Consider the following 25,705-nt stretch of genomic DNA (forward strand, 5'->3'; position numbering starts at 1 on the left):
CTGGCGTGATGCTCAAACCCTTCGTCTCCATCACCAAGCCGGGCATCATCTTCGGCAATCTGATTTCCGTGGCCGGGGGGTTCTTCCTCGCTTCACAAGGGAGCGTGGATGGTGGGCTCTTCCTGGCCACGGTCATCGGCATTGCGCTGGTGATTGCCTCGGGGTGCGTGTTCAATAACTACATCGATCGCGATATCGATCGGCTCATGGAGCGCACCCAGGGGCGTGTCACGGTGCAGGGCTTGATCCCGCCCGGCGTCACCCTGGCCTACGGTGGTGTGCTGGGGGTCGCGGGCTTCTCTGTCCTGTGGTTCGGCACCAATGCATTGGCGACGGCGTTCGCTCTGCTCGGTTTCGTCGTCTATGTCGGGTTGTACAGCCTGTATCTGAAACGGCATTCCATCTATGGGACGCTGGTAGGCAGCCTGTCCGGCGCGGCACCACCGGTGGTGGGCTACTGTGCCGTCAGCGGGCAATTCGACCTGGGTGCCTTGACCCTGCTCTTGATCTTCTGTCTGTGGCAGATGCCGCATTCCTATGCGATCGCCATCTTCCGCTTTCACGACTATCGCGCGGCGTCGATCCCCGTGCTGCCGGTCGAGCGCGGTGTACGGGCGGCGAAGCATCATATCTTCTGGTACATCCTGGCGTTTCTGGGGGCGACCCTGATGCTCACGCTGGGAGGCTATGCCGGGTATGGTTACTTCGCGGTCGCGGCGGCCATGGGGCTTTACTGGCTCGTCATGGCGCTTCGCGGCTATCGCGCCGGTGACGATCAGGTCTGGGCCAAGAAGGTGTTCATCTTCTCGATATTCACCATCACGGCACTGAGCATCATGATGTCGATCGACTTTCAGGTCACGGAGACCGAAGTGCTGATGACATCGCTGCGTTGATCCCGAACGTGCTCCGATACTGAAAAGCCACGCTGTAACAGCGTGGCTTTTTTCGTGTTGCCGACGTCTTGCGGCTCACACCTTCCGATAGAGCGTTTTTCCCGAGCGGCGGAAGCGTTCGGCCTGTTCCTCCAGGCCTTGTTCGATGGCCTCCTGGGTGTTCTCGAGCGGGTCGCTCCAGTCCCCCTCCCGGGAGACGGCGTCGCGCACTTCCTGGCTGATCTTCATCGAGCAGAACTTCGGTCCGCACATCGAGCAGAAGTGTGCCACCTTGGCCGAGTCCTTGGGCAGTGTCTCGTCATGGAAGGCGCGTGCCGTATCCGGGTCGAGCCCCAGGTTGAACTGATCTTCCCAGCGAAATTCGAAGCGCGCCTTGGACAGCGCATTGTCGCGGCGTTGCGCGCCGGGGTGCCCCTTGGCGAGGTCGGCAGCATGGGCGGCAATCTTGTAGGTGATGATGCCGGTCTTGACGTCGTCCTTGTTGGGCAGGCCCAGGTGCTCCTTGGGGGTGACGTAGCAGAGCATGGCACAGCCGTACCAGCCGATCTGTGCCGCGCCGATGCCCGAAGTGATGTGATCGTAGCCGGGGGCGATATCGGTGGTCAGCGGTCCGAGCGTGTAGAACGGCGCCTCCTCGCAGCACGCCAGTTGCTTGTCCATGTTCTCCTTGATCAGGTGCATCGGGACATGGCCGGGGCCCTCGATCATCACCTGCACGTCGTGCTTCCAGGCGAGCTGCGTCAACTCGCCCAGGGTTTCCAGCTCGGCGAACTGGGCCTCGTCGTTGGCATCGGCGATGGAACCGGGACGCAGGCCGTCACCCAGCGAGAACGCGACGTCGTAGGCCTTCATGATCTCGCAGATGTCCTCGAAGTGGGTGTAGAGGAAGCTTTCCCGGTGGTGGTACAGGCACCACTTGGCCATGATCGAGCCGCCCCGGGAGACGATGCCGGTGACGCGCCTGGCCGTCATCGGCACGTGATGCAGGCGTACGCCGGCATGGATGGTGAAGTAGTCCACGCCCTGTTCCGCCTGCTCGATCAGGGTGTCGCGGAAGATCTCCCAGGTCAGGTTCTCGGCCACGCCGCCGACCTTCTCCAGCGCCTGATAGATCGGCACCGTGCCGATGGGCACCGGCGAGTTGCGGATGATCCATTCCCGCGTCTCGTGGATGTTCTGGCCGGTGGAAAGATCCATGATCGTGTCCGCGCCCCAGCGGATGCCCCAGGTCATCTTGTCGACCTCTTCCTCGATGGACGAGGTCACCGCCGAATTGCCGAGGTTGCCGTTGATCTTCACCAGGAAGTTGCGGCCGATGATCATCGGCTCGGACTCCGGGTGGTTGATGTTGCAGGGGATGATCGCCCGGCCGCGGGCGACTTCATCCCGCACGAATGCCGGCGTGATCTCCTCCGGAAGGCGTGCACCGAACCCCTGGCCCGGGTGCTGGTGGCCGAGGATGCGTTCGACTTCCTCGGGACCCAGCGCCTGACGACGCTGATTCTCGCGGATGGCGATGAACTCCATCTCCGGCGTGATGATGCCCTGGCGCGCGTAATGCAGCTGGGTGACGTTGCGACCTTCCTTGGCTCGCCGCGGCGTGCGGGTCAGGTCGAAGCGCAGCGGTGCGAGCCTCGGGTCGTTGGCGCGGCGCTGCCCGTAGCGACTGGTGGGGCCGTCGAGCCATCGAGTGTCGTCGCGCTCGTCGATCCAGTCCTTTCTGAGGGCCGGGAGGCCCTTGCGCAGGTCGATGGCGCACTCGGGATCGGTGTACGGCCCCGAGGTATCGTAGACCAGCAGCGGTGGATTCTCTTCGGCGGCGCCGGAGGTCGTGGTCGGCGACAGGGCGATTTCACGGAAGGGGACGCGCAGGTCCGGCCGCGAGCCCTGAACGTATCGCTTGCATGAACCGGGCAGCGGACGAATGGCCGAGGCATCGACGTGCGCGGTGTCGGAGAGAAACTGAGGGGATGTCATATGTGCTCCAGGACGAGACTTGGGTCAAGCCGGCGCACAGCGCAGGAGAGGAAACCGGCATGGGCGTGTCGTCGTATCCCGCGGTCTCCGCTTGATCCCTACGCCGGTACTAGCCGGATCAGGTTCGTCGGGATCCGTCGTGGCGCCGCGCTTCGTATGAGTCGCGGCGCAGGACGATCTCAGCCGGTTCCACCGGCACCCCGTCAAGCTATCGGCTAGAGTGTAGCAAGCGTCGCCCGGGATGAAAGCCCCCTATCGTGTAACGAGGCGTGGGTCCCGTATATTTTTTAGCGTGCTAGTTTGTTCGACGGAATGCAGCGTTCAAGGAGCAATCGCATGAAGATCGGTTTCATTGGACTGGGTGCCATGGGACGTGGCATGGCGAGTCAGCTACTCGAGGCAGGGCATGAGGTCACGGTGTGGAATCGCTCCACCGAAGCCGTCGAGGCCTTGACTCGGAAAGGCGCCAAGGCAGCCAAGACGCCTGCGGATGCGGCGCGTCACGAGGTGCTGATCAGCATGCTGGCAGACGATCAGGCGGCGCATCAGGTACTGATCGAGAGCAAGGCCGTCGAGGCGATGAAAAAGGGCAGCGTGCATATCAACATGGCCACGGTGTCGGTGGCCTTTGCGCGTGGCATGACGGCACTGCACGACCGCCTGGGCGTGGCCTACATCGCCGCGCCGGTGCTCGGACGTCCGGACGTGGCGGCAGCGGGCAAGCTCAACATCATCGCTGCCGGTGATCCGGCCCAGCTCGAGCGGGTCAGGTCCGTGCTCGACGCCATGGGCCAAGCCGTATGGCCATTGGGCGAGTCGCCGGAGCGTGCCAACGTGGTCAAGATCGCGGCGAACTTCATGCTCGCCACCGCCATCGAATCGATGGCCGAGGCCTCGACGCTGACACGTGCATACGGCATCGAGGCCAGCGATTTTCTCGATGTGGTCACCAATACGCTCTTCGCCTCACCGGCCTATCAGGGCTATGGCAAGATGATCGCCGAAGCACGCTTCGAGCCCGCCGGCTTCACGATGCGCCTGGGCCACAAGGATGTCGGACTGGCCCTGCGTGCGGGAGACGAGCGGCATGTCGCCTTGCCGCTGGGTAGCGCGGTGCGCGATCGGCTGCTCGATGCCCTGGCGCACGGCGATGGCGAGAAGGACTGGTCGGGGCTCGCCGAGGTGGCCGCGCGCCAGGCCCACCTGGACACGCGCTAGCCCGCCCTCATGGCGTCAGACGATACAGGCCGGCCTCGCCGCTGTCGGAGGTGAAATACAGCGCTCCATCGTGGTAGGCGACCCCGGTGGGGCGGGCCCAGCGCTCGCCATTCTCCGCCTGGAAACCGCTCACCAGGTCGGTCACCGTGCCTTGGCGGCCGTCGGTCGCGAGCCGTATGCCGACGATCTTGGGCGGTCGCCGAGAAGCGGGGCCGCCGGCGGCCTGGGTGGCCCAGCTGCCATGGATGGCGCTGATCATGTCCAGCTTCCAGGGGTTGTCGGCGGGCAAGAACGTCAATCCCATGGGGGCGCTGCGGGCGGCGAAGGTAGCGACCGGCGGTGCGAGCGCGTCGCCGGGTGTGGGGGGCGTCGAGTCGATGCAGTCATCGCGCTGCCAGGCACCGTCGTTCCACTGATACCACGGCATGCCGTGAAAGCTGCCGGCCTCGGCGCGCACCAGCAATTCGGGGGGCGCCTCGTAGCCCCAATGGTCGGGGCCGTTATTGTTGAGATACAGCACCCCTTCGGGGCTCCAGGCCATGCCGATGGGATTGCGCAGTCCGCCGACATAGGGCGTCCATTCGGGCGTCGACCGTGTCGGGTCGAGCGCCATGACACCGCCTCGGCGATCCTCGAAGGCAACGTCCTCCGAGACGCGCTGCGGCGAACAATTGCCTTGAATGCCGAGTGCCACGTAGAGCCGTCCATCGGGCCCCGCGGACAAGGTGCGCGAGCTGTGCCCGCCACCGCCGGGCAGAGCGGCAACTTCTTCGAACGCCACGTCCTCGAGACGCCGATCCGGCGCATAGGACGCGCGCAGCAGCCGGTCGGTCGTGGCGACATACAGGTATCCTCGATGCACTACGGCACTATGCGGATAGCCGGACAGCGCCACTTCCGCATCGACGCTCGTGTACGGCGGCTTGAGGCGATACAGGCGTCCCGCCCGGGTGCCGATGAACATTTTATTGTCGGGACCGATGCTGATCAGGCGCGGTGCACTCAGCGAGACCAGATGGGTCAGAGTGGCGCCCTCGGGCACTTGCGCGCGCTGTTCGCTGCCCGCCACGGATGTCGGTGTCAGCGACTGCGCCTGGCCGAAAGCACTCATGATGGCGCCGAGCCCGAGACCGAGGCATGCCAGTGAGCCTCGGCCGAGCCGGTGGAATGCGGTTCGCAGGGGCATGGACTGCTCCTTGGACTGGGGTCGTTCTTGCCCAGTGTAGACGCCCGGGCGCCATCGGACCCCGTTCGGACGACATGCATGCGACGCTCGGTGATCGGGCGGGTGGCAGCCAGGCCTAGTAGATGCGGAAACGCTTGAAATCGGGGTCCTGGGCGGCCTGCTGCGGTGTCTTGCGAAAGCGTTTGTATTCCCACTGGTACTGGGCGGGATCCAGGGCGATGGCGTCTTCCACGCTGGCGTTGACGCCAGTGGCCGACTGCGTTTCGTCGCTGGCGTACACGCGGTCATCGGCGGCCAGAAAGTGGATCGCGAAGCCCTCGCCATCCGGCAGACGCCGGGCAATGCCGGTGACCACGCGCGCCTCGGTGCGAGCGACCAGCTTGGGCAGCAGGGTGGCGGTATAGGCGGGGCGCTGGAAGAAGTCGGCGAACACGCCGCTGCCCCAGCTGGGTTCCTGGTCCGGCAGGATACCGACTGCCTCGCAGCGTTTGAGTGCCTTGAGCAGCGACGCCACGCCCCGGGGATTGGTCGGCACGAGCTGAGCGCCCATGCGCTCACGCCCGCCACGAATCACAGGATCGAGGGCGGCGATCTTGGGCGGTTCGTACATGGCCGTGAACGGAAAATGGCTGGAAAGCCAGAAGTTGAGGACCTCCCAGTTGCCGAAGTGCGGCGCCAGCACGATCACGCCGCGTCCCTGGGCGCGGGCGTCATCGAGCAGCTCGCGTCCGTGGACCTGGCGGATGGCGGTTTCGACGCGGCTCGGGGCGGCCATCCAGGCGAACCCCAGCTCCAGCATGGTCGCTGAGGAATGCACCAGGCTGCGGCGCGTCAAGTCGCGGCGCACGGCGATCGTCATGTCGGGATAGACATGCTGGAGGTTGGCGCGCGTGACCTCTCGTTCGCGACGACTGAGCGCCAGGATCAGCGGCCCGATCAGGCGTGCCAGTTGCCACAGGCGGCGCGGCGTCAATCTGGCGAGGCCACGCCACAACCCGGCGATGGCACGCGCACGCAAGGGGGGAGAAACATCGTTGGATTTCGAACTCATGACATCATCGGTGACGGCAAGCCGTTGGGCTCGCATTATACGGATTGTGCACCATGCGCCGAGGCGCATGGTGCCGGTTACCAGAGCCAGCTATCGACATTCGCGGGCGCGCGATGTTCGTTGAGCGCCTGAAATCCCTTGACGCAGCGTACCACTACCCAGATGGCGAGCAGTACGTAGAGCACGAAGCCCACGGCGATCAGGCTCAACACGGAAGCCAGCACGAAGTACAGCACACCGATCCAGAAGGTGCGGATCTGATAGCGATAGTGAGCATCGAGCCAGACGGGGCCGTTGCCGCGATAGACATACGCCATGACCACGCCGATCAAGGGCGTGATGCCCACGGCGAATCCCGCCAGGATCAGGACGTAGATGATCAGGGCGATCTTGCCGTCCGCTGGGCCTTGCGGGTCGCGCTCGATGGGGGACGTGTCTTCCTGCATGGGCGGTGCCTCCTGTCATGTCGCTTCAGCGGCGACGCGGACGAGAAATCTCGATAAGGTTACCGTCTGGATCGCGTACGTAAAGTGACGACCACGTCTCGATGTCGTCTGGTGTCGCCCCAGGGGCAAGCTCCATGGGAATGGCCAGGGCCTCGAGGTGTGCCTTCACCTCGGCGAGGGGCAGAGAGCTGCGAAAGCCGAGTGTCTGGCTGCCGGGGACGGGCGACTCGGCCGGACGTGCGGCGGAGGCCTCGGGGCCATGCAACCGCAGGGCAAAGCCATCCAGACACAGATCGGTGCGCGTCGCATCGTGATAATGGGCGTCGAGACCCAGCACGCGTGTGTAGAAATCGATGCTGAGTTCGAGGTCGGTAACGGTGACCACCACATGGTCGATGGCATTGAGCATGGCGAAGTGTCCATAGCATGAGGTGCACGGAAAGTGACGGTCTTGCCGCGAGGGCAGGGATATCATGCACGTTCGATGCCCGTGTCATCCAGTCGGAAGAGCGCGATGACGTTGCATGACGGTTCGCTGGCGGATGACGAACGAAGGAGATGCCCCGATGCATGACGGTGAGCCGGTCTGCCCCTTGTGCGCAATGCCTCATGCCCGGCGTGTGGCGGGGGCGCCACCGCGGACGTATTACCGCTGTCCAAGATGCGCTTTGATTTTCGTCTCCCCGGCGTCGTTGCCCAGTGCCGCCGAGGAGCGCGCGGTCTACGATCTCCACCAGAACTCCCCCCACGACGCGGGATATCGTCGCTTCCTGTCGCGCCTGTGCGACCCGCTGCTGGAACGCCTGCCTCCCGCCGCACAAGGGCTCGACTTCGGCTGTGGTCCCGGGCCGACGCTCTCGGTCATGCTCGAAGAAGCCGGGCATCGCATGGCGTTGTACGACCCCTTCTACGCGCCGTTTCCCGAGGTGTGGCAGCGTGAGTTCGATGTCATCACCGCCACCGAGGTGGTCGAGCATCTGCATGCACCGGGAGACGCGTTGGCCGAGGTGATCGCGCGATTACGTGTCGGGGGCTGGCTGGGGATCATGACCCAGCGCAGTGACTTGGTGCAGGACCTGGCTGCATGGCGCTACATGCGCGACCCGACTCATGTGTGCTTCTTCGCCGAGCGCAGCTTTCACTATCTGGCCGAGCGTCATGGTCTGTCGGTGAGCTTTCCACGCAACGACGTGGTCCTCATGCAGCGCCTTCGGAGCTGAGTCCGAAGGCGCGTGGCGCGTCACATGGCGTGTCGCGGTGCCTTGTGCAGGGCGGGCAGCATGTCGTCGAGCACCGCCACCTGTGCCGGCGTGAAGATTTCCTTCAGCGACTGTCGATAGTCCTCCCGCGCCGTCAGCCAGGCGTCGCGATCCGGCTTCCCGGCATTGTCACGCCACTGACGCAGCGTGTCGCGGAAGGCCGCGCGGGCATCCCGAAAGTCGGCGCGCTGGGCGTCATCGAGTCGCCAACTGTCCACCAGGGCCTCCAGCGTTGCCTGATGCTCGCGCACGGGCCTTTCCTGGCGTTCGGAGTGTGGGGGCGTCAGCAGGGCCAGTACGCGCAGCTGTTCGCCACTGAGCACCGAGTGCAGACGCTCGCGAAGGGCGTCGCGCATCTCGCGCCTGGCCTCGTCACGTGCCTCCGGGCTATCGAACGTTTTCGCATGCAGGGCCCGACGCTGTTCTCGCATCGAGGCAAAGGCTTCCTGCAGCGACTCGCGTTGGTCATCGCCGAGTTCCCAGCTATCGAAGAGTGCGTCGTAAAGCTTCCTGGGAGAGGCGTGATGGTGCCGGTCGTGGCGCTCGGGGCGAGGGGGCGGCGGTGCCGCGGTCAGCCGCAGGTAGGCTTCCAGCGCATCGACCTGCACCGGGTCGAGGGTATCGGCGAGCGTTTCCTGATAGTCGGCGCGCAATGCCGCGAGACGTTCTTGCCGCTCCGGCCTGGCCGTGTCGTGCAGGGAGCGGCGTTGCTCGCGATACGCCTGGGTGGCCTCCTTGATGCTATCGCGTTGAGCGTCGTCGAGCGGCCAGCTCGCCAGTAGCGTATCGATCTTGGGAGCCGGAGGCGCCGGACTCGCCTGGGCCGTGGTGCCGATCGTCAGAGCGCCGAGAGCGAGGGCAATCAGCCAGCTGCGTGATGTCAAAGCTTGCATGGCAAGGCTCCTATGGGGGGACCTCGGCAGTATCCTGCGATGTCGTGCAAACAGCTTGCAGGCATCGCGCAAGCAGCGTGCAAGTGATGATTTATTCGATTTTCGTTTTCGAAATTTTCGTGATGGCGAGGATGTTGCTGAAATGCAAGGACATGCAAGCGTCACTCGGTGCGGGAGTGAATAATGCCTGCGATATCGTCATGTAAGCAGCTTCTTGTTCTGCATGCTTCTTCCTGGCTGGATAGATGAACGCTATGGTAGCGATTGGAAACTTTATTATTGCGTTCATTGTTAGCTTGCTATATAGTTTACGCAACGTTCGAAAGCGAACATTGACACAGACAGTCAAGGAGCAAGTCCATGAAAGCACGTATCCTGATCTCCGCTATTGCACTCGCCGCACTGCCGGTGGCCGCACAAGCAAGCTTTGCCTCCAGCGAAGCCTTGCAGGTCAACCATGAGGCCCTGAATGTCGGCCAGCCGGTCACGCAATTCTCCGTCGACTATCAGCAGCTGGATACTTCCGGCGCCGACAGCGTGGGCATCGCGAAGGCCGAGCATTACATCTCGGTCACCAACACCAAGCAGACCGACCTGCCCAGCAACACGGCGGACCAGCCGAAACTCGGCCATCGCGCCGACTGGTAAGCCGCACGGATGTCGCCTTCGGGCGGCGTCATGTTCGCTGGCACATCGAAAACGCCCCCGCTGCGACCCGCAGCGGGGGCGTTTTCGTGTGTGCAGCGCGTGGTGCGCAGCAGTGCCGGGTTGGTGGAGTGCCCCGTCAGGAGTCGGGCTGGTATTTATACCCGACGCCATATACGGAATGGATGATGTCGCGCTCGGGATAGGCATCGGCGATCTTGCGGCGCAATTTCTTGATATGACTGTCCACGGTTCGCTCGGAGACGATGCGATGGTCGCGATACATGTGATCCATCAATTGGTCGCGCGAGAAGATGCGTCCGGGCGCCTGCATCATGACCTTGAGCAACTGGAATTCGACGGCGGTCAGGCCCAGGTCGGTGCCTTGCGCCAGGGCGCGCCAGCCGTCCTCGTCCAGGCTCAGCGGTGCTGGCGTGGCGGCCTCCTCGGTCTGGGGGTGCAGGCGGCGGAGCACGGCCTTGACTCGTGCCACTACCTCGCGCGGGCTGAACGGTTTGCAGATGTAGTCGTCGGCACCCAGCTCCAGTCCCAGCAGTCGGTCGACCTCCTCGACACGTGCGGTCAGCATGATCACGGGCAAGGCCGGGTACTGATCGCCGATCCGGCGGCACAGGGTCAAGCCGTCGGTGCCGGGCAGCATCAAGTCGAGCAGTATCAGGGCCGGGGCATGATCCGCAAGCCACGGCATGACCTCGTCGCCATGTGCCAGGTGATGCGTGGCATAACCGCTTTGCTGGAGGTAATCGGCGACCAGGCGCGCGATCTTGGGTTCGTCCTCGACGATCAGAATGGTGTCGTTCATGGCTGTCTCCAGGCGTGGCTCATGGCATGTCGTGCTCGAGAACATCGTCGTCGTGACGCACCGGGAAGGTGAGCGTCCAGCGAAGTCCCCCAAGCGGCGATGCCGAGGGGGTCAGCGTGCCGCCATGCGCCGTGACCAGCGCATTGGCAATCGCCAGACCCAGGCCGCTACCGCCGCTGCGTCGGTTGCGCGAGCCCTCGACACGATAAAGACGCTCGGTCAGGCGCGGCAGGTCGGCATCGGCAACGCCGGGAGCGCTGTCTTCCCACGTCATTTCGATGCGGTCGGCATGGCGCATGAGGCGTATGCGCAGCTGTCCCGGTGCATCGGTATAGGCACAAGTATTGCTCAGCAGGTTGCTCCAGAGCTGGCGCAGACGCTGGGGGTCGGCACGCACCGGTGCCGGGGCCGTGCCGATCTCGGCATCGAGCGTGATGCCGCGCGCGCCCAGCCAGCCTTGCGCTTCCTCGAGACGCCCACGCAAGAGCGCTGCCAGGTCGTGTGGGGCGAGATAGATATCCAGTGCGCCCGCATCGCTTTGCGCGAGCAGACGCAGATCGTCCACCAGGCGTTCGAGTTGAGCGACTTCCTGCGCCAGCGAGGCCAGCGTGTCGTCACCGAGCGGACGTATGCCGTCCTCGATCGCTTCGATCTCGCCGCGCAGCACGGCGAGAGGGGTGCGCAACTCGTGGGCAATGTCGGCGACCCACTGCTGACGATGGCGGCGATTGGCCTCCAGTGTCTCGGCGAGGACGTTGAAGTCGGCGGAGAGACGGGACAGTTCGTCACGCCCCCGCTCGGGCAGGCGCACGGTGAAGTCGCCCTGGGTCATGCGCCGGGTGGCCTCGGTCATTTCCCTGGCACGCCGGCCCAGCCACCAGGCCAGGCCCGCGGCCAGCAGCAACGAGGCGACCGACAGCGAGGCGACGATGATCGTCATGTTGCGCAGCTGACGCTGCAGGAAGACGCGATCCATGCGTGCCATGAGCTGTGCCGGGGGAAGATACCCCAACTGGCCGACGGTCTGCCCTCGATGCTGAATGTCGATGAAACGCGGCTGCGGTGGCGGCTCCTCGCCCGGCGGCGGCGTGCGCGGTGGCAGCGGGCGGCCGATGACGACGCGGCCGTCGGCGTCGAGCACCACGAAATCGCGGGCATCGCTGAGCTCACGATCGATTCCGCTGGGAGGCTGACGCTCGCCCGGCCACAATTGATTGCGTACCAGCCGATGCCAGGCGCGGGGGTCGTCGCGCAGCCAGCGCCAGTCACCATGCTCCTGCCAGCGCTCGGCGAGGGCGGTGGCCGGGGTATCGGCGCGATTCGCCTGAGTGCGCTCCAGGTAGTCGATAAAGCCCTGATCGAGACTGCGTGCGATGAGCAGAAAGCTCATGCCGCCGATCAGGACATTGGTCAGCAGGATCGCCGCGAACAGCTTGAGGCTGATGCGTGCGATGCGGGGACGCTTGAAACGCAACCGTGGGCTCATGGCGGGCTCGTGTCGGGCAGTGGGCGGTGCCGGCCGGACAGCCTGGTGACGGCTGACCATTCGGCCAGCATGGCAAGCGCTCGCGCAAGGAGACGTCATGCAATGTGCAATCAATATGCAACGACGATGGCGCGCCAGGTGTCAGTCGGGGCGCGACACCGGGCGGCCGTGCCAGTCGAAGGTGACCGGCCACAGGTGCTGGTCTCCGGCCGTGAAGCGTGCCCAGAGTTCGGCATAGGTGCGGCCGTTCTCGGGGTGGGGCGTATCTGGCAGCAGCTCCGCGAGAGGCCACAGCACGAAGGCGTGGTGCAGGATCTCGTCGCGCGGCAGCTCGACGCCATCGATGTGGCCGCACTGGTCGCCGACCGTGAGCAGGTCGATATCCAGGGTGCGGGGGCTGAACTTGGGGCTTCCCGGCAGTCGCCCGTTGGCAGCTTCGATCTCCTTGCACCAGGCCTGCAGTTCGCCGACCGGGCGCGTGGCATGGAAGGCCGCGACCAGGTTGTAGAAATTGCGCCCATCCTCGAAGCCGACCGGCTCGCTTTCGAAGACGCGCGAGACACGAGGCTCGCCGAACGTCTCGGCAATGGCATCGAGGCAGGCCAGGACGTGGCGCTCGCGATCGATGTTGCTGCCGATGCTTACCGTCACCAGTGTCATGCCTGCCCCCGTGTGATGCGTACGCCTACGCTTGCGGCATTGGCGACCGCGCCGGGCTTGCGCACGCTCAGTCGCAGCCAGTCAATCGCGAATTCCTGGCGCAGGGTGTCGGCAAGCCGCTCGGCGAAGGTCTCGACCAGGGCGAAATGGTGGGCGTCGGCGAAACTGGCGATGCGCTCGCTGATGGCCGCGTAGTCCAGGGTCAAGTGAATGTCGTCGGCTTGTGCGGCGGGCCGGATGTCGGTGGCCAGTTCGAGATCCAGGTGTAGCCGTTGTCGAATGGTGCGCTCCCAGTCATAGACACCGATGACGGTGTCCACTTCCAGCGCCTCGATCAGCACGTGATCCACGGCGTGTCCTCACTCTCTTAGCGGGCGGTCATGTCGTGAAGGATCGTCGACACTTCACGGCGTCGCAAAGCGTCGATTGTACGCCATGGAGGTGGCAGAATCATGGTCAGGGCACATCTCGTTGCCGCCTATTGAGGGAGAGCCGCTCGTGTCATCACCGCTGCCCATGACAGCTCTGGTCCTGGCCGGTTACCTGAGCGGGTCGCTGCTTGGCGCCGTCTGGGTGTGTCGTGCGCTCGGCAGGCGCGATCCTCGCCATGCCGGGTCGCGCAATCCGGGGTTTTCCAACGTGCTGCGACTGCATGGCGTCGTGCCGGCCGCGCTGACGCTGGGCGTCGACGCGGCCAAGGCAATGCCGGTGCTGTGGGTCGCGCAGCGCGAAGCGCTGCCGATATGGGCGCAGGGAGCCGTGGGCCTGTCGGTGCTGGTGGGGCACAGTTATCCGCTCTGGCATCGCGGGCGTGGCGGCAAGGCCGTGGCGAGCGCCTTCGGGGTCTTGCTGATGATCGCGACCCCGGTGGCCTGGGTCTGCGCCCTGTGCTGGGCGCTGCTGGCCTGGCGTTCGCGCACCGCCGCGGTGGCATCACTGGCCGCGGCCCTGCTCGCCCCTTTGGCCAGCTATTGGCTGGCGCGTGAGGCGACGCTGGTGGTGAGTGTCTTTTCGGCCCTGGTGCTGGTACGTCATGCCTGGAACATTCGCCGCCTGGGGCAGGGGGGCGAGCCCGGCCTGAAGCGCGAGGAGAGGATCAAGCCGCCGGAGGAGTGAGCGACGCCAGCGGCCAGCGCGGCGTGGCCTGCATCGTCGCGTCGTCGCGCTCCCCGGCCAGCAGGCGTTGTGCGCCGACATAAGCGATCATTGCGCCGTTGTCGGTGCAGAAGCGTCCGCGCGGGTAGAACGCCTGGGCCTGGCGCTTGGCGGTTTCCCGGTCCAGGCGCTCGCGCAGGCGATGATTGGCGCTGACGCCGCCGGCCACCACCAGCCGCTTGAGGCCCGTGGTGTCGAGGGCGCGCCGGCACTTGATGACCAGCGTGTCGACGACGGCTTCCTCGAAGGCGCGCGCGATGTCGGCGCGGTCCTGGTCGCTGAGGGGGCCCGCCGCCTTGAGCTGGTTGGCGGTGGTCAGGGTGTGGGTCTTGAGACCCGAAAAGCTGAAGTCGAGTCCCGGCCGGTCGGTCATCGGGCGCGGAAAGCGAAACCGGGTCGGGTCGCCGCGCTCGGCGAGCTGGGCGACGTGGGGGCCGCCAGGGTAGGGCAGTTCGAGCATCTTGGCGGCCTTGTCGAAGGCCTCGCCGGCGGCATCGTCGACCGATTCGCCCAGCAGCCGGTAACGGCCCAGGCCGTGGACCTCGACGAGCTGCGTGTGCCCACCCGACACCAGCAGGGCCACGAAGGGAAAGTCGGGCGGCGCGGCCTCGAGCATCGGCGCCAGCAGATGGCCTTCCATGTGATGCACGCCGAGTGCCGGGATGTCCCAGGCGCGCGCCAGGCCGTGCGCGGTGGAGGCGCCGACCATCAGCGCGCCGACCAGGCCGGGGCCCGCCGTGTAGGCGATGGCGTCTAGCTGGTCGCCGCGCAGCTCGGCGTCGTCGAGCACCTGGCGAATCAGCGGCAGCAGCTTGCGAGTGTGATCCCGCGAGGCGAGTTCCGGGACCACACCGCCGAATTCGGCGTGCATGGCCATTTGGCTGTGCAGCGCATCGGCGATCAGGCCGCGCTCGGTGTCATAAATGGCGACGCCGGTTTCGTCGCAGGAGGTCTCGATGCCCAATACCCGCATGTGTCGTCACTTCCCCGCTGGCACGTGAAAGTCGCCATTCTACGCTTTTCCAGGGCCGTGCGGCAGGGGCGGTGGCAAAGGCTTTGCAAAGCGCTGCCACGGCGACTAGAATATTGCGTTCTGCAAGACTGGGTCGTGCACCCGTCATGCCGTTCGGCATACGCTGAACACGTGCTGACAAGGTGTGCGTGCAATCCGAACTCATCTTTCCCTAAGGTAGGTGATTGGTTAATGCCTTCTGTTAAAGTACGTGACAACGAGCCGTTCGACGTCGCTCTGCGGCGTTTCAAGCGTTCTTGCGAAAAAGCTGGCGTTCTCTCCGAAGTCCGTCGTCGCGAGACCTATGAAAAGCCCACTGCGGTTCGCAAGCGCAAGGCCGCCGCAGCGGTCAAGCGTCATGCCAAGAAGTTGCAGCGCGAGCGTAAGCGTTTCGAACGGTTGTACTGATCCGTACTGTGAAGTGACTTCGGTCGCTTCCTAGAGGGACGCCAAGCGGCTGCCATCGGGTGGCCGCTTGTTTTTCCCGGCCCACCGTTTCCGCGATGCCTGGCTCCGCGATTCCCGCGATACAGACAACGTTTCGTCGAGCGCCTCCCCGCCATGGCTGGACAGATCCCCCAACGTTTCATCGATGATTTGCTGGCTCGTACCGATGTGGTCGAGATCGTCGGCGAGCGCGTTCAGCTCAAGAAGGCCGGTCGCAACTACAGCGGTCTATGCCCCTTCCACCAGGAAAAGTCGCCCTCGTTCACCGTCAGCGCCGAAAAACAGTTCTACCACTGCTTCGGATGTGGCGTGCACGGCAATGCGCTACGCTTTCTGATGGAATTCGATCATTTGCGCTTTCCGGAGGCGGTCGAGCAGCTCGCCTCGCGGCTGGGGCTGGACGTGCCGCGCGAGGGGGCTGACGACCCTCAGGCTCAGCAGCGCGAACGGCGGCGCGAGGAGGCGGTTAACCTGCTCGAACTGTCGGCGAGCTTTTTCCGCGAGCGCCTGGCGATGTCGGAAGGTGGCGATGCACGCGATTACCTCGAGCGTCGCGGGCTTTCCGCCGATATCGTGCGTGAGTTCGGGATTGGTTTCGCCCCGGACAAGTGGGAAGCGCTCAAGCGGCACCTGACCGAGCGCGGCATCAGTGATGCGGTGCAGATCGAATACGGCTTGTTGGTGCACCGCGAGGATTCCGGGCGCAGCTACGACCGTTTTCGCAACCGGGTGATGTTTCCGATCCGCGACTGGAAAGGGCGCACCATTGCGTTCGGCGGTCGCGTGCTCGGGGACGCCAAACCCAAGTACCTGAACTCGCCCGAGACTCCGGTCTTCCACAAGGGGCGCGAGCTGTACGGGCTTTACGAGGCGCGTCAGGCCAATGCGCGCCTGGAGCGGATGCTGGTCGTCGAAGGCTACATGGATGTCGTGGCCCTGGCCCAGTTCGGGATCCGCAATGCCTGCGCCACGCTGGGCACTTCGCTCAGCGAGGACCATCTGCAACGCCTGTTTCGGCTGGTCGGCGAAGTGGTGTTCTGCTTCGACGGCGATCGCGCCGGGCGACAGGCGGCGCGCCGAGCGCTGGAGACGGTGTTGCCGTCGATGATCGATGGGCGCCAGGTGCGGTTTCTGTTTCTGCCGGAGGGCGATGATCCGGATAGCCTGGTGCGTCGCGAGGGCGCGGAAGCGTTCGAGAATCGCGTGCTGTGCGCCGCGCCGCTTTCGGAGTTTCTTTTCGACCAGGCCGCGGAAGGGCGCGATCTCCAGCGGATCGAGGACCGGGAGCGCTTTGCCACGGCGGTGTTGCGTGCTCTGGAGCGCTTGCCCGAGGGCGTGTTGAAATCCTTGCTGCTGCGCGAGCTTTCGCAGCGTACGGGCGTTGAGCAGGCCAATTTTCAGGCCTTGCTGGCGCGTGCCGACACGTCACAGGCGCCGCATGACGAGGGTGCCGATGAGGCCTCGAGCGCTCCTGAGGACGCAGGCGAGACGCCCGCGAGGAAGGCGGGAGCGCGTGATGGCGCCTTGGGGCTCGTCGGTCGTCTGCTGCACCTGCTGGTGCATGAGCCCGCTCTGGTGAGTCGCTTGCCCGAGTCGCTCGACTGGTGTCCCGACGGTGTGGGTGACGGGGCGCTATGTCATGAGGTAGTGCGTCTGATCCGCGCCGGCGGTTATCGCAACGCGCAGGTCCTGCTGGCGCATTTCCATGGCACGCCCGAGGGGGAGCGGCTGGCCTGGCTGGCGCGTCGTGAACTCTTGATGCCCCGCGAGGCACGAGGGGCCGAGGTGGAGGGCCTGGTCGACGGGTTGCGTCGACGCCACTCGCAGCGCTCGCCACAGGAGGAGTATGACGCCCTGCTGGCACGGACGCAGGCGGGGGAGTGTCTGTCCAGGGAAGAGCGTCAGCGGCTGAACGAGTTGCTGATGGAGCTCAAGGGAGGCGCTCGGCCGCCATGAAACGGCTTGAACGGATGCCTGGCGCGACGGGTTGAATTGCCGCAAAACGTCGCCATTTACTAGGCAATATCGAAAAGGTAGCCGAACACACTAGCACACCTGGATGACAAGACAAATACGACACTGGCAGTAAAATGCCCATAGCGGCTATACTGGCAGGCTTAGCAGCGTTTCGATCCGTTCACCTCCAGGTGCTCCATTGTCGAGATAGGGTTTCTATGGCTGGAAATACGCAGCAGTCACGTCTGAAGGAGTTGATCGCCCAGGGTAAGGAACAGGGCTTCCTGACCTATGCGGAGGTCAACGACCACCTTCCCGAGGATATCGCCGATCCCGATCAGGTGGAAGACATCATCGCGATGATCAACGACATGGGTATCAGCGTCGTCGAGGAAGCGCCTGACGAAGATACCCTGATGATGTCCGATCAATCCGCCGACGAATCGGCGGCGGAAGAAGCCGTCGCCGCGCTGGCCGCGGTGGAAAGCGATGTCGGCCGCACCACCGATCCCGTGCGCATGTACATGCGCGAGATGGGTACGGTGGAATTGTTGACGCGCGAGGGCGAGATCGAAATCGCCAAGCGTATCGAGGAAGGCACCCGTGAGGTGATGTCGTCGCTGGCCTATTTGCCTGGCGCCGTGGACTCCATTCTCAGCGCTTACGATGCCACCCAGGATGAAGAAGCGCCGGGCCGGCTGTCCGACCTGTTTTCCGGCTTCATCGACCCCGACGAAGGGATTCCCGGCGTGGCCGAGGCGGAGGTGCCCGAGCCCGAGCCCGAGCCGAGCGCCGCGGACGGCGATGTCTCCGAGGACGATGACGAGGCCGAGGAAGAGGAAACCGGTGGTGGTCCGGACCCCGAAGAAGCGCGGGCACGCTTCGAGCAGATCCGTGAGCAGAACGAGCGCGCCAAGGCCGCGATCGAAGAGCACGGGCTCGGCTCGAAGGAAGCCAGCGCCGAGCAGGCCCGTCTGGCCGAGCTGTTCTCGCCGATCAAGCTGGTGCCCAAGCATTTCGAGCGTCTGGTGGGCCAGGTGCGGATCAGCGTCGAGCAGATCCGCGGCCAGGAAAAGGCCATCATGCAGATCTTCGTGAAGCAGGCCAAGGTGCCGCGCAAGACCTTCATCGGGTCGTTTCCGGGCGCCGAGTCCGACCTCGAGTGGCTGGACCGGTTCATGGCCAAGCACACCAAGTTCGCCGATCGTCTCGAGCCGTTCCGCGCCGACATCCAGCGTGCCCAGCGCAAGATCGGCTTCGAGGAAGAGATGGTCCTGCTGCCGGTCTCGCACATCAAGGAAGTCAATCGCCGCCTGTCGATCGGCGAGGCCAAGGCGCGTCGCGCCAAGAAGGAAATGGTCGAGGCCAACCTGCGTCTGGTCATCTCGATCGCCAAGAAGTACACCAACCGTGGCCTGCAGTTCCTGGACCTCATCCAGGAAGGCAACATCGGCCTGATGAAGGCGGTGGACAAGTTCGAGTATCGTCGTGGCTACAAGTTCTCGACCTATGCCACCTGGTGGATTCGTCAGGCGATCACGCGGTCGATCGCCGACCAGGCGCGCACCATCCGTATTCCGGTGCACATGATCGAGACCATCAACAAGCTCAACCGCGTGTCGCGGCAGATGCTGCAGGAGATGGGGCGCGAGCCGACACCGGAAGAATTGGGCGAGCGTCTCGAGATGCCCGAGGACAAGGTGCGCAAGGTGCTCAAGATCGCCAAGGAACCGATCTCCATGGAGACTCCGATCGGCGACGACGACGACTCGCATCTCGGCGATTTCATCGAGGATGGCACGATGCTGTTGCCGATCGACTCCGCGACCGGCGAAGGCTTGATCGAGGCGACCCGCAACGTGCTGGGCGGTCTGACCGCGCGCGAGGCCAAGGTGCTGCGCATGCGCTTCGGCATCGACATGAACACCGACCACACGCTGGAAGAGGTCGGCAAGCAGTTCGATGTCACCCGCGAGCGTATCCGTCAGATCGAGGCCAAGGCACTGCGCAAGTTGCGTCACCCCTCACGCTCCGAGCCGCTGCGCACCTTCCTCGACGAGTAAGTCGGGCAAGGGCGCAAGCCGGATATGAAAAACCCGCGAGGTCCTCCTCGCGGGTTTTTTTGGTCGGTCGTGGCGTTGTCGTCAGGCGGCGCGGGCGCGACGGCGCAGCAGGAGCACCAGCTCGATGCAGGCGAAAAAGAGCAGCATGTAGCCCGCCAGTTCGGTGACTTCCTCGGCGGCGTCCTTGATGACGCGCTGGTAGTGGTCGCCCAGCATGGCTTCCCAGAATTCCGAACGACCGTAAAGCCGCGAGAAGACGTAGGTGGTGAGAAAGCCGGCGGTGAACATGCCGAGTCCCAGGCTGTTGGAAATCGACTTGAATTCGGCGACGAAGGCGTGGCGCTGACGGATGACCACGAACAGCGCCGGCACCACCACCAGGGTCACGATCACCTGCCAGGCGCCGTCGAAGACATAGCGGTCCAGCCAGTAGTCGTTTTCGCGCACGTAAGAGGCGAACAGAAACGCGCCCATCAGCAGGCTGACATGGGGAATGGCCGACGGGCGGCGATGGAGGTAGCCCATCATCACGGCGCCGAGCAAGAGCAGCGTCGACTGCATGAGTTCGGTCAACGACGTTTCGGTGAAGCGGTCGACGCCCGACTGGGCATCGAGCATGACGAGCTGCATGGCCCCAGCGACGAACAAGATATAGCAAAATGCGCGAAAGCAAATGGCCTTGAAGCTGATGGTGGCCTCGGAGGGAAGTGGCGAGTTAGTCATACGGCGTCTCTGGCGTTCGTCTGGGCGGCGATGCGGCTTGTGTTGGCGAATGCGTAATTTTAGCAAGAAAACGAATTTTTGGAAACGCTGTTTCTTATCCGCGCGTGGCGCTTTACAGAACACACGGCGGCTTTCAGACTACCGGCATTGCCCTTGCCAGTGCCGGAGACCAGTCGCATGCAAGCAGAGTTGCTGGAAATTCGTCAGCACATGGGACAGTTCCCGCCCTTCGACCAACTGTCCGATGACCTGCTCGACGAGCTGGCAGGACAGGTCGAGGTCGGGTACTTCCAGGCTGACACCGATATCTATCGCCATGACGATGCCGTCGAACACCTCCACTATATCCGTAGCGGGGCCATCGACCTGTATCGGCGCAACGGCGACCTCTACAACCGCTTGAGCGAAGGCGATATCTTCGGTCAGTTCGACCTGCTGCGCGATCAGCGCGTGCGTTTTCCGGCGCGTGCCATCGAAGACACGCTCATCTACTTCATCCCCCATGCCATGTTCCGTCGGCTGTGTGAACTGGACGAAAACTTCGCCGATTTCGTCGAGGTGGAACGTCCGCGCCTGGAGGCGACCGTCGACCAGCAGCGCAAGGGGCACGAGATGCTGGTCACCAAGGTGCGCAAGCTGGCCTCACGTGCTCCGGTGATGGTGGAGAGCGATGCGACGGTACAGGAGGCGGCACAGCACATGGGCGAGCACAACGCCTCGTCAGTGCTGGTGCTGGCAGCTCCGCAAGCGGATGACGATTCGCACGCCTTCACCCTCGATGATGGCCGCTCACGCCGCATGGTGGGTATTCTCACCGACCACGATTTGCGCAACCGGGTGCTTGCCGAAGGACTGCCGGCGAGCACGCAGGTGGGGCAACTGATCGACGATCGGCCGATCACCATCCAGTCCGACGAGTCGGTCTACGAGGCGATGCTGCGCATGCTGCGCAACAACATCCACCACTTGCCGGTACTCTATCGCCGGCGACCGATCGGCGTGCTGCATCTGTCCGATATCGTGCGCCACGAAACCAACAGCAGCCTCTATCTCGTGGATAACATCTTCCGCCAGCCCAACGTCGAGGCCCTGGCGGCCTTGAAGGGGGACGTGCGGGCCGCATTCGTGCGCATGGTCAACGAGGGCGACAACTCGCAGATGGTGGGCAGCTCGTTGTCGAGCATCGGGCGCAGCTTCACGCGGCGTCTGCTGGAGTTGGCCGAGGAAGAGCTGGGGCCGCCTCCGGTGCCGTATTGTTTCATGGCGCTGGGGTCGATGGCGCGCAACGAGCAATCCATCGTCACCGACCAGGACAACGCCCTGGTACTCGATGACCGCTTCGACCCGGAGCAGCACGATGCGTACTTCCTGACGCTGGCCCAGCGTGTCAGCGACGGCCTGGCGGCCTGCGGATACAGCTACTGCAAGGGCGACGTCATGGCCACCAACTCGCGCTGGCGGCAACCGCTGCGCGTCTGGCAGCAGTACTTCAGCGACTGGATCGACAACCCCAACGCCGAGCGGCTGCTGCACAGCTCGATTTTCTTCGACCTGGACAGCGTGCACGGCGAAGAGGCTTTCGCCGAGCGCTTGCAGGACCTGGTTGCCGAGCGTGCCTCCCAGCGCCCGCGCTTTCTGGCCGCGATGGCCCGCAATGCCTTGAATCGTACGCCGCCGCTGGGGTTTTTCCGCACCTTCGTGATGGAAAAGGACGGCAAGCAGAACAATACGATCAACTTGAAACGGCGCGGGACGGCACCGCTGGTCGACCTGATTCGCGTACACGCGCTGGCCTGCGGATCTCGCGCACAGAACTCGTTCGAGCGACTCGAGGACATCGCCAAGACACGTCTGCTGGCCGGTCACTCCGGCGAGCGGTTGCGCTATGCGCTGGAGTTCATTGCCATGGTGCGGATTCGCCACCAGGTCATCGATATCCAGGAAGAACGCGAGCCGGACAATGACATCGAGCCCGAAAACGTCTCGGACAGCGAGCGACACAACCTCAAGGATGCCTTTCAGGTCCTCAGCAACGCGCAGAAGTTCCTCAAGTTCCGTTATCCCATGCCCTCGCAGAAGCGCTGATCGCTGAATGAAAAGATCGTCCTCACGCCATTCGAAAACGCCTGCCACCTGGGCGGACTATTTCACCGCACGTCGCGAGCAGACACGCGTGCCGGCACTCGAGCGGTATTTCGCCGCTGGCGCGCCGGCACCGGACACGCCGCTTGGCGAGGTGCCGATGATGGCCATGGACATGGAGACCACCGGTCTCGATGAACAGCGTCACGCCATCGTCAGTATCGGCCTGGTGCCGTTCGACCTGCGGCGTATCCGCATGGCGCAGCGCCGGTACTGGATCGTGCGCCCGCCGCGCCCGTTGAGCGAGCGCTCGATCACTTTTCATCACATCACTCACACCGAGATCGAGCAGGCGCCGGACCTCGACGAGATCCTCGACGAGCTGCTAGAGGCCATGGCCGGGCATGTCATGGTGGTGCATTACCGGCATATCGAACGCACCTTTCTGAATGCGGCCGTCAAGGCGCGGCGTGGCGAGGGGATCCACTTCCCGGTGATCGATACCATGTCGCTGGAAGCACGCCTGCACCGCCAGCCCTTGTGGGCGCGCTTTCGGCGCTGGATGGGGCGTCCACCGGCCTCGATCCGGCTGCCCGACAGTCGCACGCGCTATGGGCTGCCGCCTTATCAGGCGCACCATGCCCTGATCGACGCCCTCGCCACTGCGGAGCTGCTGCAGGCACAGATCGCGCATCACTATCGCCCGGACACGCCGTTGAGCGAGGTATGGAACTGAACGCGGCAGGAGCTTGGCGAGACGGTATTTGACGAGACGATATTTGACGAGACGACAGCCGGACGAGTCGCGGACCGACGTCGCAACGCAAGAAGGCGGCCCCTGGGGGCCGCCTTCTCGTTCAGCACGAACCGGTGCGTGGCATCAGGTGCCGCGTGGTTCGCTCATCAAGCCCTTGATGATGGCGTAGCAGCCCGCCAGGAGCACCAGGGTGAAGGGAAGGCCGGTGGTGATCACTGCGGTTTGCAGTGCGGTCAGGCCGCCGCCCAGCAGCAGGGCGATGGCGATCGCGCCCTCGATCAAGGCCCAGAAGATGCGCTGGGGCTTGGGAGCGTCGACCTTGCCGCCGGCTGTGATCGAGTCGATGACCAACGAGCCCGAGTCCGAGGAGGTGATGAAGAACACCATCACCAGCACGATGCCCACGAACGAGGTGATCGCGGTCAGCGGCAGTTGGCCGAGCATGGTGAACAGCTGCAGCTCCAGTGCGGCATCCTTGACGCCTTCGAAGCCCTGGTTGATGTACTGGTCGATGGCAGTGCCGCCGAACGCGGTCATCCACAGGATCGAGACCAGCGTCGGCACCAGGAGCACGGCGATCAGGAACTCGCGCACGGTGCGGCCACGGCTGACGCGAGCGATGAACATCCCGACGAACGGTGACCAGGAAATCCACCAGGCCCAGTAATACGCCGTCCAGCCTTGCGTGAAGCCGGTATCTTCACGTCCGAAGGGATTGGACAAGGCGGGAAGGTTCTGGACGTAACCCCACAGGTTCTCGAAGAAACCGGTGGCGATCAGCAGGGTCGGGCCGACGAAAATCACGAAGACGAGCAGCAGGAAGGCGAGCGCCATGTTGAGCTGCGACAGACGTTGTACCCCCTTGTCGACACCGGCCACGACGGACATCAGCGCCACCAGCGTGATACCCAGGATCAATATCACCATGGTGACGTTGGTGTTGGGCGTATCGAACAGGTAATGCAGACCGGCGGAGGCCTGTGAAGCGCCGAGCCCCAGGGACGTTGCCAGACCGAACAGCGTGGCGAAGACCGCCAGGATATCGATGACGTGGCCGGGCCATCCCCAGACGCGCTCGCCGAGAATCGGATAGAAAATCGAGCGCATGGTCAGTGGCAGGCCCTTGTTATAGGCGAACAGCGCCAGGGACAGTGCGACGATGGCGTAGATCCCCCAAGGATGCAGGCCCCAGTGGAAGATCGTCGCGGCCATGCCAAGTTGCATGGCGCCTTGCTCGTTGCCGGCCATGCCACCCAGGGGGGCGCTCGAGCCGCCTTCGAACGAGGTTCCGAAATGCGTCATCGGCTCGGCCACACCGTAGAACATCAGCCCGATGCCCATCCCAGCCGCGAACAGCATGGCGAACCAGCCAGCATAGCTGAAGTCGGGCTTGGCGTGAGCGCCACCCAGTCGGACTTTTCCCATGGGCGTGAAAATCAGTGCGACGGCCAGTACCACGAAGATATTGGCGGCCAGGATGAAGAACCAGTCCAGGCTGCCCGTCAAGAACGAGAACATGGCGTTGAAGATCGGTGCCACCTGGTTCTGAAACGCCAGCGTCACGATGACGAAGAACAGAATCATCAGTGACGAGATCGTGAACACCTTGCCGTGTAGATCGAAGTCGATGCCGAACTTCGACGAGGTGATGTTGTCCTGACCAATGACGTAATCGGTATCGATCAGATTGGCCGGCCCATCCGGGGCCGGCACGCCCTCGGAGCCGTTATTGGGCTCTTGGGCCGCATCGTCCTGCGAACGTTTTTCCATGAGAATTCTCCGTCTCAGGTAAGCGTCGGTTGCGTCGTTGACGCGAGATATGCCTTATCGGCAGTTAGCGTATTGTACTTAAGAAGTCTGCAGAGTTGAGTCCTTTTTGCCAGCTGGACCTTAAACGTTTCCTCCTGTTCCTTGCAAAACGCCGCTGTATGGCGGCCTGGCTCAATGGGCAGTGCTGCGTGCAGCCTCTTCGACGATCCAGTCGTGTACCGCACGCACCCGGCGGTCGTCCAGTGCGCCGGGATGGTACACCAGCCCGTACGACTTGCCGGTGGCGACCGTGCCGGCGAAAGGCGCGATCAGGGCGCCGGTGTCGAGCTCGTTGGTAATCAGCGTGCGCCGGGCGATGGCGACCCCCATGCCGGCGATGGCCGCTTCCACGGTCAGGTGGTTACGGTTGAACGTGTAGCCGCGTTGCACGTTGACCGACGCGGCACCGAGGGCATGCAGGTAGTGCTCCCACTCGGCGTAATCATGGCTGCCGCGCCACGCGGTGACATCGTGCAGCAACGGGTAGTAGCCCAGGTCATCGGGACGTACCAGGGGCGGGCGACGGCGCAGCAGTTGCGGCGAGCACACCGCGAAGATCTCCTCATCCATCAGCGTGGTGATCTGGAAGCCGGCATAACGCCCGTCATTCAGGTCGATGGCGAGCTCGAACTCGCCTTCGCGCAATGAGAGGTTGCTGTCCTCGGAAGCGACGTGCAATTCAATGTCGGGAAACCGCGCCTGCAGGCGAGTGAGGCGCGGCATCAGCCATTTGGCGAGAAACGACGGTACGCAGCGCAGGCGCAGCACGCCGCTCATGACCCCCGTGCGCAAGCGGCGTACCTCTTGTCCCACGGCGTCATAGGCCTGATCCACCACGGCGGCCAGGCGTTGCCCTTCGTCGGTGAGCTCCAAGCGTCTCGGCAAGCGCCGGAAGAGCTTGAATCCCAGGCGTGTCTCGAGCTGCTTGATCTGCTGGCTGACCGCGCCCGTGGTCACGTGAAGCTCCTCGGCGGCCCGGGTGAACGAAAGGTGTCGTGCGCTGATCGCGAAGACTTTCAGCCAGGCATGGGTCTGGGCGTGCAAGGTGCGGCTCATGGTTTAGGCAATCTAAATCTTTGTCGATTTATTCTCCGTTGCCCGGCACTCGGGCTGGCTTCAAGCTAGAGTCAATGTCAGCGAATGGCAAGTTCGTTTAGAAAT

General features: G+C 64.1%; 24 protein-coding genes and 1 riboswitch. Of the genes, 10 read left to right on the forward strand and 14 right to left on the reverse strand.

From position 1 onward, the window contains the following. The first annotated feature begins 8 nt into the window (after positions 1-8). Positions 9-896, forward strand: a complete 888-nt coding sequence (gene cyoE, locus CSAL_RS04915) for a heme o synthase (RefSeq protein ID WP_043557980.1) — start codon at positions 9-11, stop codon at positions 894-896. 75 nt (positions 897-971) lie between these two features. Here cyoE and thiC read toward each other — a convergent pair whose 3' ends face one another. After that, entirely contained in the window at positions 972-2,873 is a 1,902-nt protein-coding gene (gene thiC / locus CSAL_RS04920) for a phosphomethylpyrimidine synthase ThiC (protein ID WP_011506262.1), read from the reverse strand. A gap of 78 nt (positions 2,874-2,951) precedes the next feature. Next, a riboswitch (TPP riboswitch) is annotated at positions 2,952-3,086 on the reverse strand. 99 nt (positions 3,087-3,185) lie between these two features. Between thiC and CSAL_RS04925 the strand changes: the two genes are divergently transcribed. Beyond that, the gene (locus tag CSAL_RS04925; protein WP_224113642.1) at positions 3,186-4,091 is read left to right on the forward strand and encodes an NAD(P)-dependent oxidoreductase; all 906 of its coding nucleotides are present in this window, start codon (positions 3,186-3,188) and stop codon (positions 4,089-4,091) included. Positions 4,092-4,098: 7 nt separating this feature from the next. Here CSAL_RS04925 and CSAL_RS04930 read toward each other — a convergent pair whose 3' ends face one another. The 4 genes from CSAL_RS04930 to CSAL_RS04945 form a co-directional block, all read right to left on the reverse strand. Beyond that, positions 4,099-5,277: a PQQ-dependent sugar dehydrogenase gene (locus CSAL_RS04930; RefSeq protein WP_011506264.1), complete on the reverse strand. Its 1,179-nt coding sequence runs from the start codon at positions 5,275-5,277 to the stop codon at positions 4,099-4,101. Positions 5,278-5,392: 115 nt separating this feature from the next. Then, positions 5,393-6,328: a lysophospholipid acyltransferase family protein gene (locus CSAL_RS04935; protein ID WP_043557981.1), complete on the reverse strand. Its 936-nt coding sequence runs from the start codon at positions 6,326-6,328 to the stop codon at positions 5,393-5,395. A 77-nt stretch (positions 6,329-6,405) separates the two neighbouring features. Further along, positions 6,406-6,774, reverse strand: a complete 369-nt coding sequence (locus CSAL_RS04940; RefSeq protein ID WP_011506266.1) for a DUF4870 family protein — start codon at positions 6,772-6,774, stop codon at positions 6,406-6,408. Positions 6,775-6,799: 25 nt separating this feature from the next. Continuing rightward, positions 6,800-7,183, reverse strand: a complete 384-nt coding sequence (locus CSAL_RS04945; protein ID WP_035411104.1) for a VOC family protein — start codon at positions 7,181-7,183, stop codon at positions 6,800-6,802. A 157-nt stretch (positions 7,184-7,340) separates the two neighbouring features. Here CSAL_RS04945 and CSAL_RS04950 point away from each other — a divergent pair, with 157 nt between their 5' ends. Beyond that, entirely contained in the window at positions 7,341-7,994 is a 654-nt protein-coding gene (locus CSAL_RS04950) for a class I SAM-dependent methyltransferase (RefSeq protein WP_011506268.1), read from the forward strand. 20 nt (positions 7,995-8,014) lie between these two features. Here CSAL_RS04950 and CSAL_RS04955 read toward each other — a convergent pair whose 3' ends face one another. Beyond that, positions 8,015-8,926: a hypothetical protein gene (locus CSAL_RS04955; RefSeq protein WP_011506269.1), complete on the reverse strand. Its 912-nt coding sequence runs from the start codon at positions 8,924-8,926 to the stop codon at positions 8,015-8,017. 360 nt (positions 8,927-9,286) lie between these two features. Here CSAL_RS04955 and CSAL_RS04960 point away from each other — a divergent pair, with 360 nt between their 5' ends. Beyond that, the gene (locus CSAL_RS04960; RefSeq protein ID WP_011506270.1) at positions 9,287-9,574 is read left to right on the forward strand and encodes a hypothetical protein; all 288 of its coding nucleotides are present in this window, start codon (positions 9,287-9,289) and stop codon (positions 9,572-9,574) included. A 136-nt stretch (positions 9,575-9,710) separates the two neighbouring features. Here the strand turns inward: CSAL_RS04960 and CSAL_RS04965 are convergent, their stop codons facing one another. From CSAL_RS04965 to folB, 4 genes are all read right to left on the reverse strand, one after another. Next, a complete protein-coding gene (locus tag CSAL_RS04965) occupies positions 9,711-10,394 on the reverse strand; it encodes a response regulator (protein ID WP_011506271.1) in 684 nt (227 codons plus the stop codon). A gap of 19 nt (positions 10,395-10,413) precedes the next feature. Further along, the gene (locus tag CSAL_RS04970; protein WP_011506272.1) at positions 10,414-11,880 is read right to left on the reverse strand and encodes an ATP-binding protein; all 1,467 of its coding nucleotides are present in this window, start codon (positions 11,878-11,880) and stop codon (positions 10,414-10,416) included. A 141-nt stretch (positions 11,881-12,021) separates the two neighbouring features. Beyond that, on the reverse strand, positions 12,022-12,540 hold the full coding sequence (gene folK / locus CSAL_RS04975; RefSeq protein ID WP_011506273.1) for a 2-amino-4-hydroxy-6-hydroxymethyldihydropteridine diphosphokinase: 519 nt from the start codon (positions 12,538-12,540) through the stop codon (positions 12,022-12,024). After that, positions 12,537-12,890 carry a dihydroneopterin aldolase gene (folB, locus tag CSAL_RS04980; protein WP_011506274.1) on the reverse strand — a complete coding sequence of 118 codons (354 nt, stop codon included), beginning with the start codon at positions 12,888-12,890 and terminating at the stop codon, positions 12,537-12,539. Before folB ends, folK begins: the two co-directional genes overlap by 4 nt. 148 nt (positions 12,891-13,038) lie before the next feature. On the opposite strand from folB, the gene CSAL_RS04985 reads away from it, so the two are divergent. Then, positions 13,039-13,656: a glycerol-3-phosphate acyltransferase gene (locus tag CSAL_RS04985; protein ID WP_011506275.1), complete on the forward strand. Its 618-nt coding sequence runs from the start codon at positions 13,039-13,041 to the stop codon at positions 13,654-13,656. Here CSAL_RS04985 and tsaD read toward each other — a convergent pair. Beyond that, the gene (tsaD, locus tag CSAL_RS04990; protein WP_011506276.1) at positions 13,637-14,668 is read right to left on the reverse strand and encodes a tRNA (adenosine(37)-N6)-threonylcarbamoyltransferase complex transferase subunit TsaD; all 1,032 of its coding nucleotides are present in this window, start codon (positions 14,666-14,668) and stop codon (positions 13,637-13,639) included. The two genes, CSAL_RS04985 and tsaD, sit on opposite strands and share 20 nt — an antisense overlap. Before the next feature lie 231 nt (positions 14,669-14,899). On the opposite strand from tsaD, the gene rpsU reads away from it, so the two are divergent. The 3 genes from rpsU to rpoD all read left to right on the forward strand — a co-directional run bounded on the left by rpsU (position 14,900) and on the right by rpoD (position 19,173). Continuing rightward, positions 14,900-15,115, forward strand: coding sequence for a 30S ribosomal protein S21 (gene rpsU / locus CSAL_RS04995; protein ID WP_011506277.1), 216 nt, complete (start codon positions 14,900-14,902; stop codon positions 15,113-15,115). 153 nt (positions 15,116-15,268) lie between these two features. Continuing rightward, a complete protein-coding gene (dnaG, locus tag CSAL_RS05000; RefSeq protein ID WP_011506278.1) occupies positions 15,269-17,110 on the forward strand; it encodes a DNA primase in 1,842 nt (613 codons plus the stop codon). 218 nt (positions 17,111-17,328) lie between these two features. Beyond that, positions 17,329-19,173, forward strand: a complete 1,845-nt coding sequence (rpoD, locus tag CSAL_RS05005) for an RNA polymerase sigma factor RpoD (protein WP_011506279.1) — start codon at positions 17,329-17,331, stop codon at positions 19,171-19,173. Between the two features lie 81 nt (positions 19,174-19,254). Here the strand turns inward: rpoD and CSAL_RS05010 are convergent, their stop codons facing one another. Further along, positions 19,255-19,896 carry a hypothetical protein gene (locus CSAL_RS05010; RefSeq protein WP_011506280.1) on the reverse strand — a complete coding sequence of 214 codons (642 nt, stop codon included), beginning with the start codon at positions 19,894-19,896 and terminating at the stop codon, positions 19,255-19,257. 177 nt (positions 19,897-20,073) lie between these two features. On the opposite strand from CSAL_RS05010, the gene CSAL_RS05015 reads away from it, so the two are divergent. Next, a complete protein-coding gene (locus CSAL_RS05015; protein WP_011506281.1) occupies positions 20,074-21,981 on the forward strand; it encodes a DUF294 nucleotidyltransferase-like domain-containing protein in 1,908 nt (635 codons plus the stop codon). Between the two features lie 7 nt (positions 21,982-21,988). Beyond that, entirely contained in the window at positions 21,989-22,714 is a 726-nt protein-coding gene (locus CSAL_RS05020) for a 3'-5' exonuclease (protein ID WP_011506282.1), read from the forward strand. Between the two features lie 144 nt (positions 22,715-22,858). On the opposite strand, the gene CSAL_RS05025 is transcribed toward CSAL_RS05020, so the two are convergent. Then, positions 22,859-24,505 (reverse strand): BCCT family transporter, encoded by a 1,647-nt coding sequence (locus CSAL_RS05025; RefSeq protein WP_011506283.1) that lies wholly within the window; start codon positions 24,503-24,505, stop codon positions 22,859-22,861. Positions 24,506-24,676: 171 nt separating this feature from the next. Further along, positions 24,677-25,600 (reverse strand): LysR substrate-binding domain-containing protein, encoded by a 924-nt coding sequence (locus tag CSAL_RS05030; protein ID WP_011506284.1) that lies wholly within the window; start codon positions 25,598-25,600, stop codon positions 24,677-24,679. Positions 25,601-25,705: the final 105 nt, after the last annotated feature.

The sequence above is a fragment of the Chromohalobacter israelensis DSM 3043 genome (genome assembly GCF_000055785.1).
GTDB lineage: Bacteria > Pseudomonadota > Gammaproteobacteria > Pseudomonadales > Halomonadaceae > Chromohalobacter > Chromohalobacter israelensis.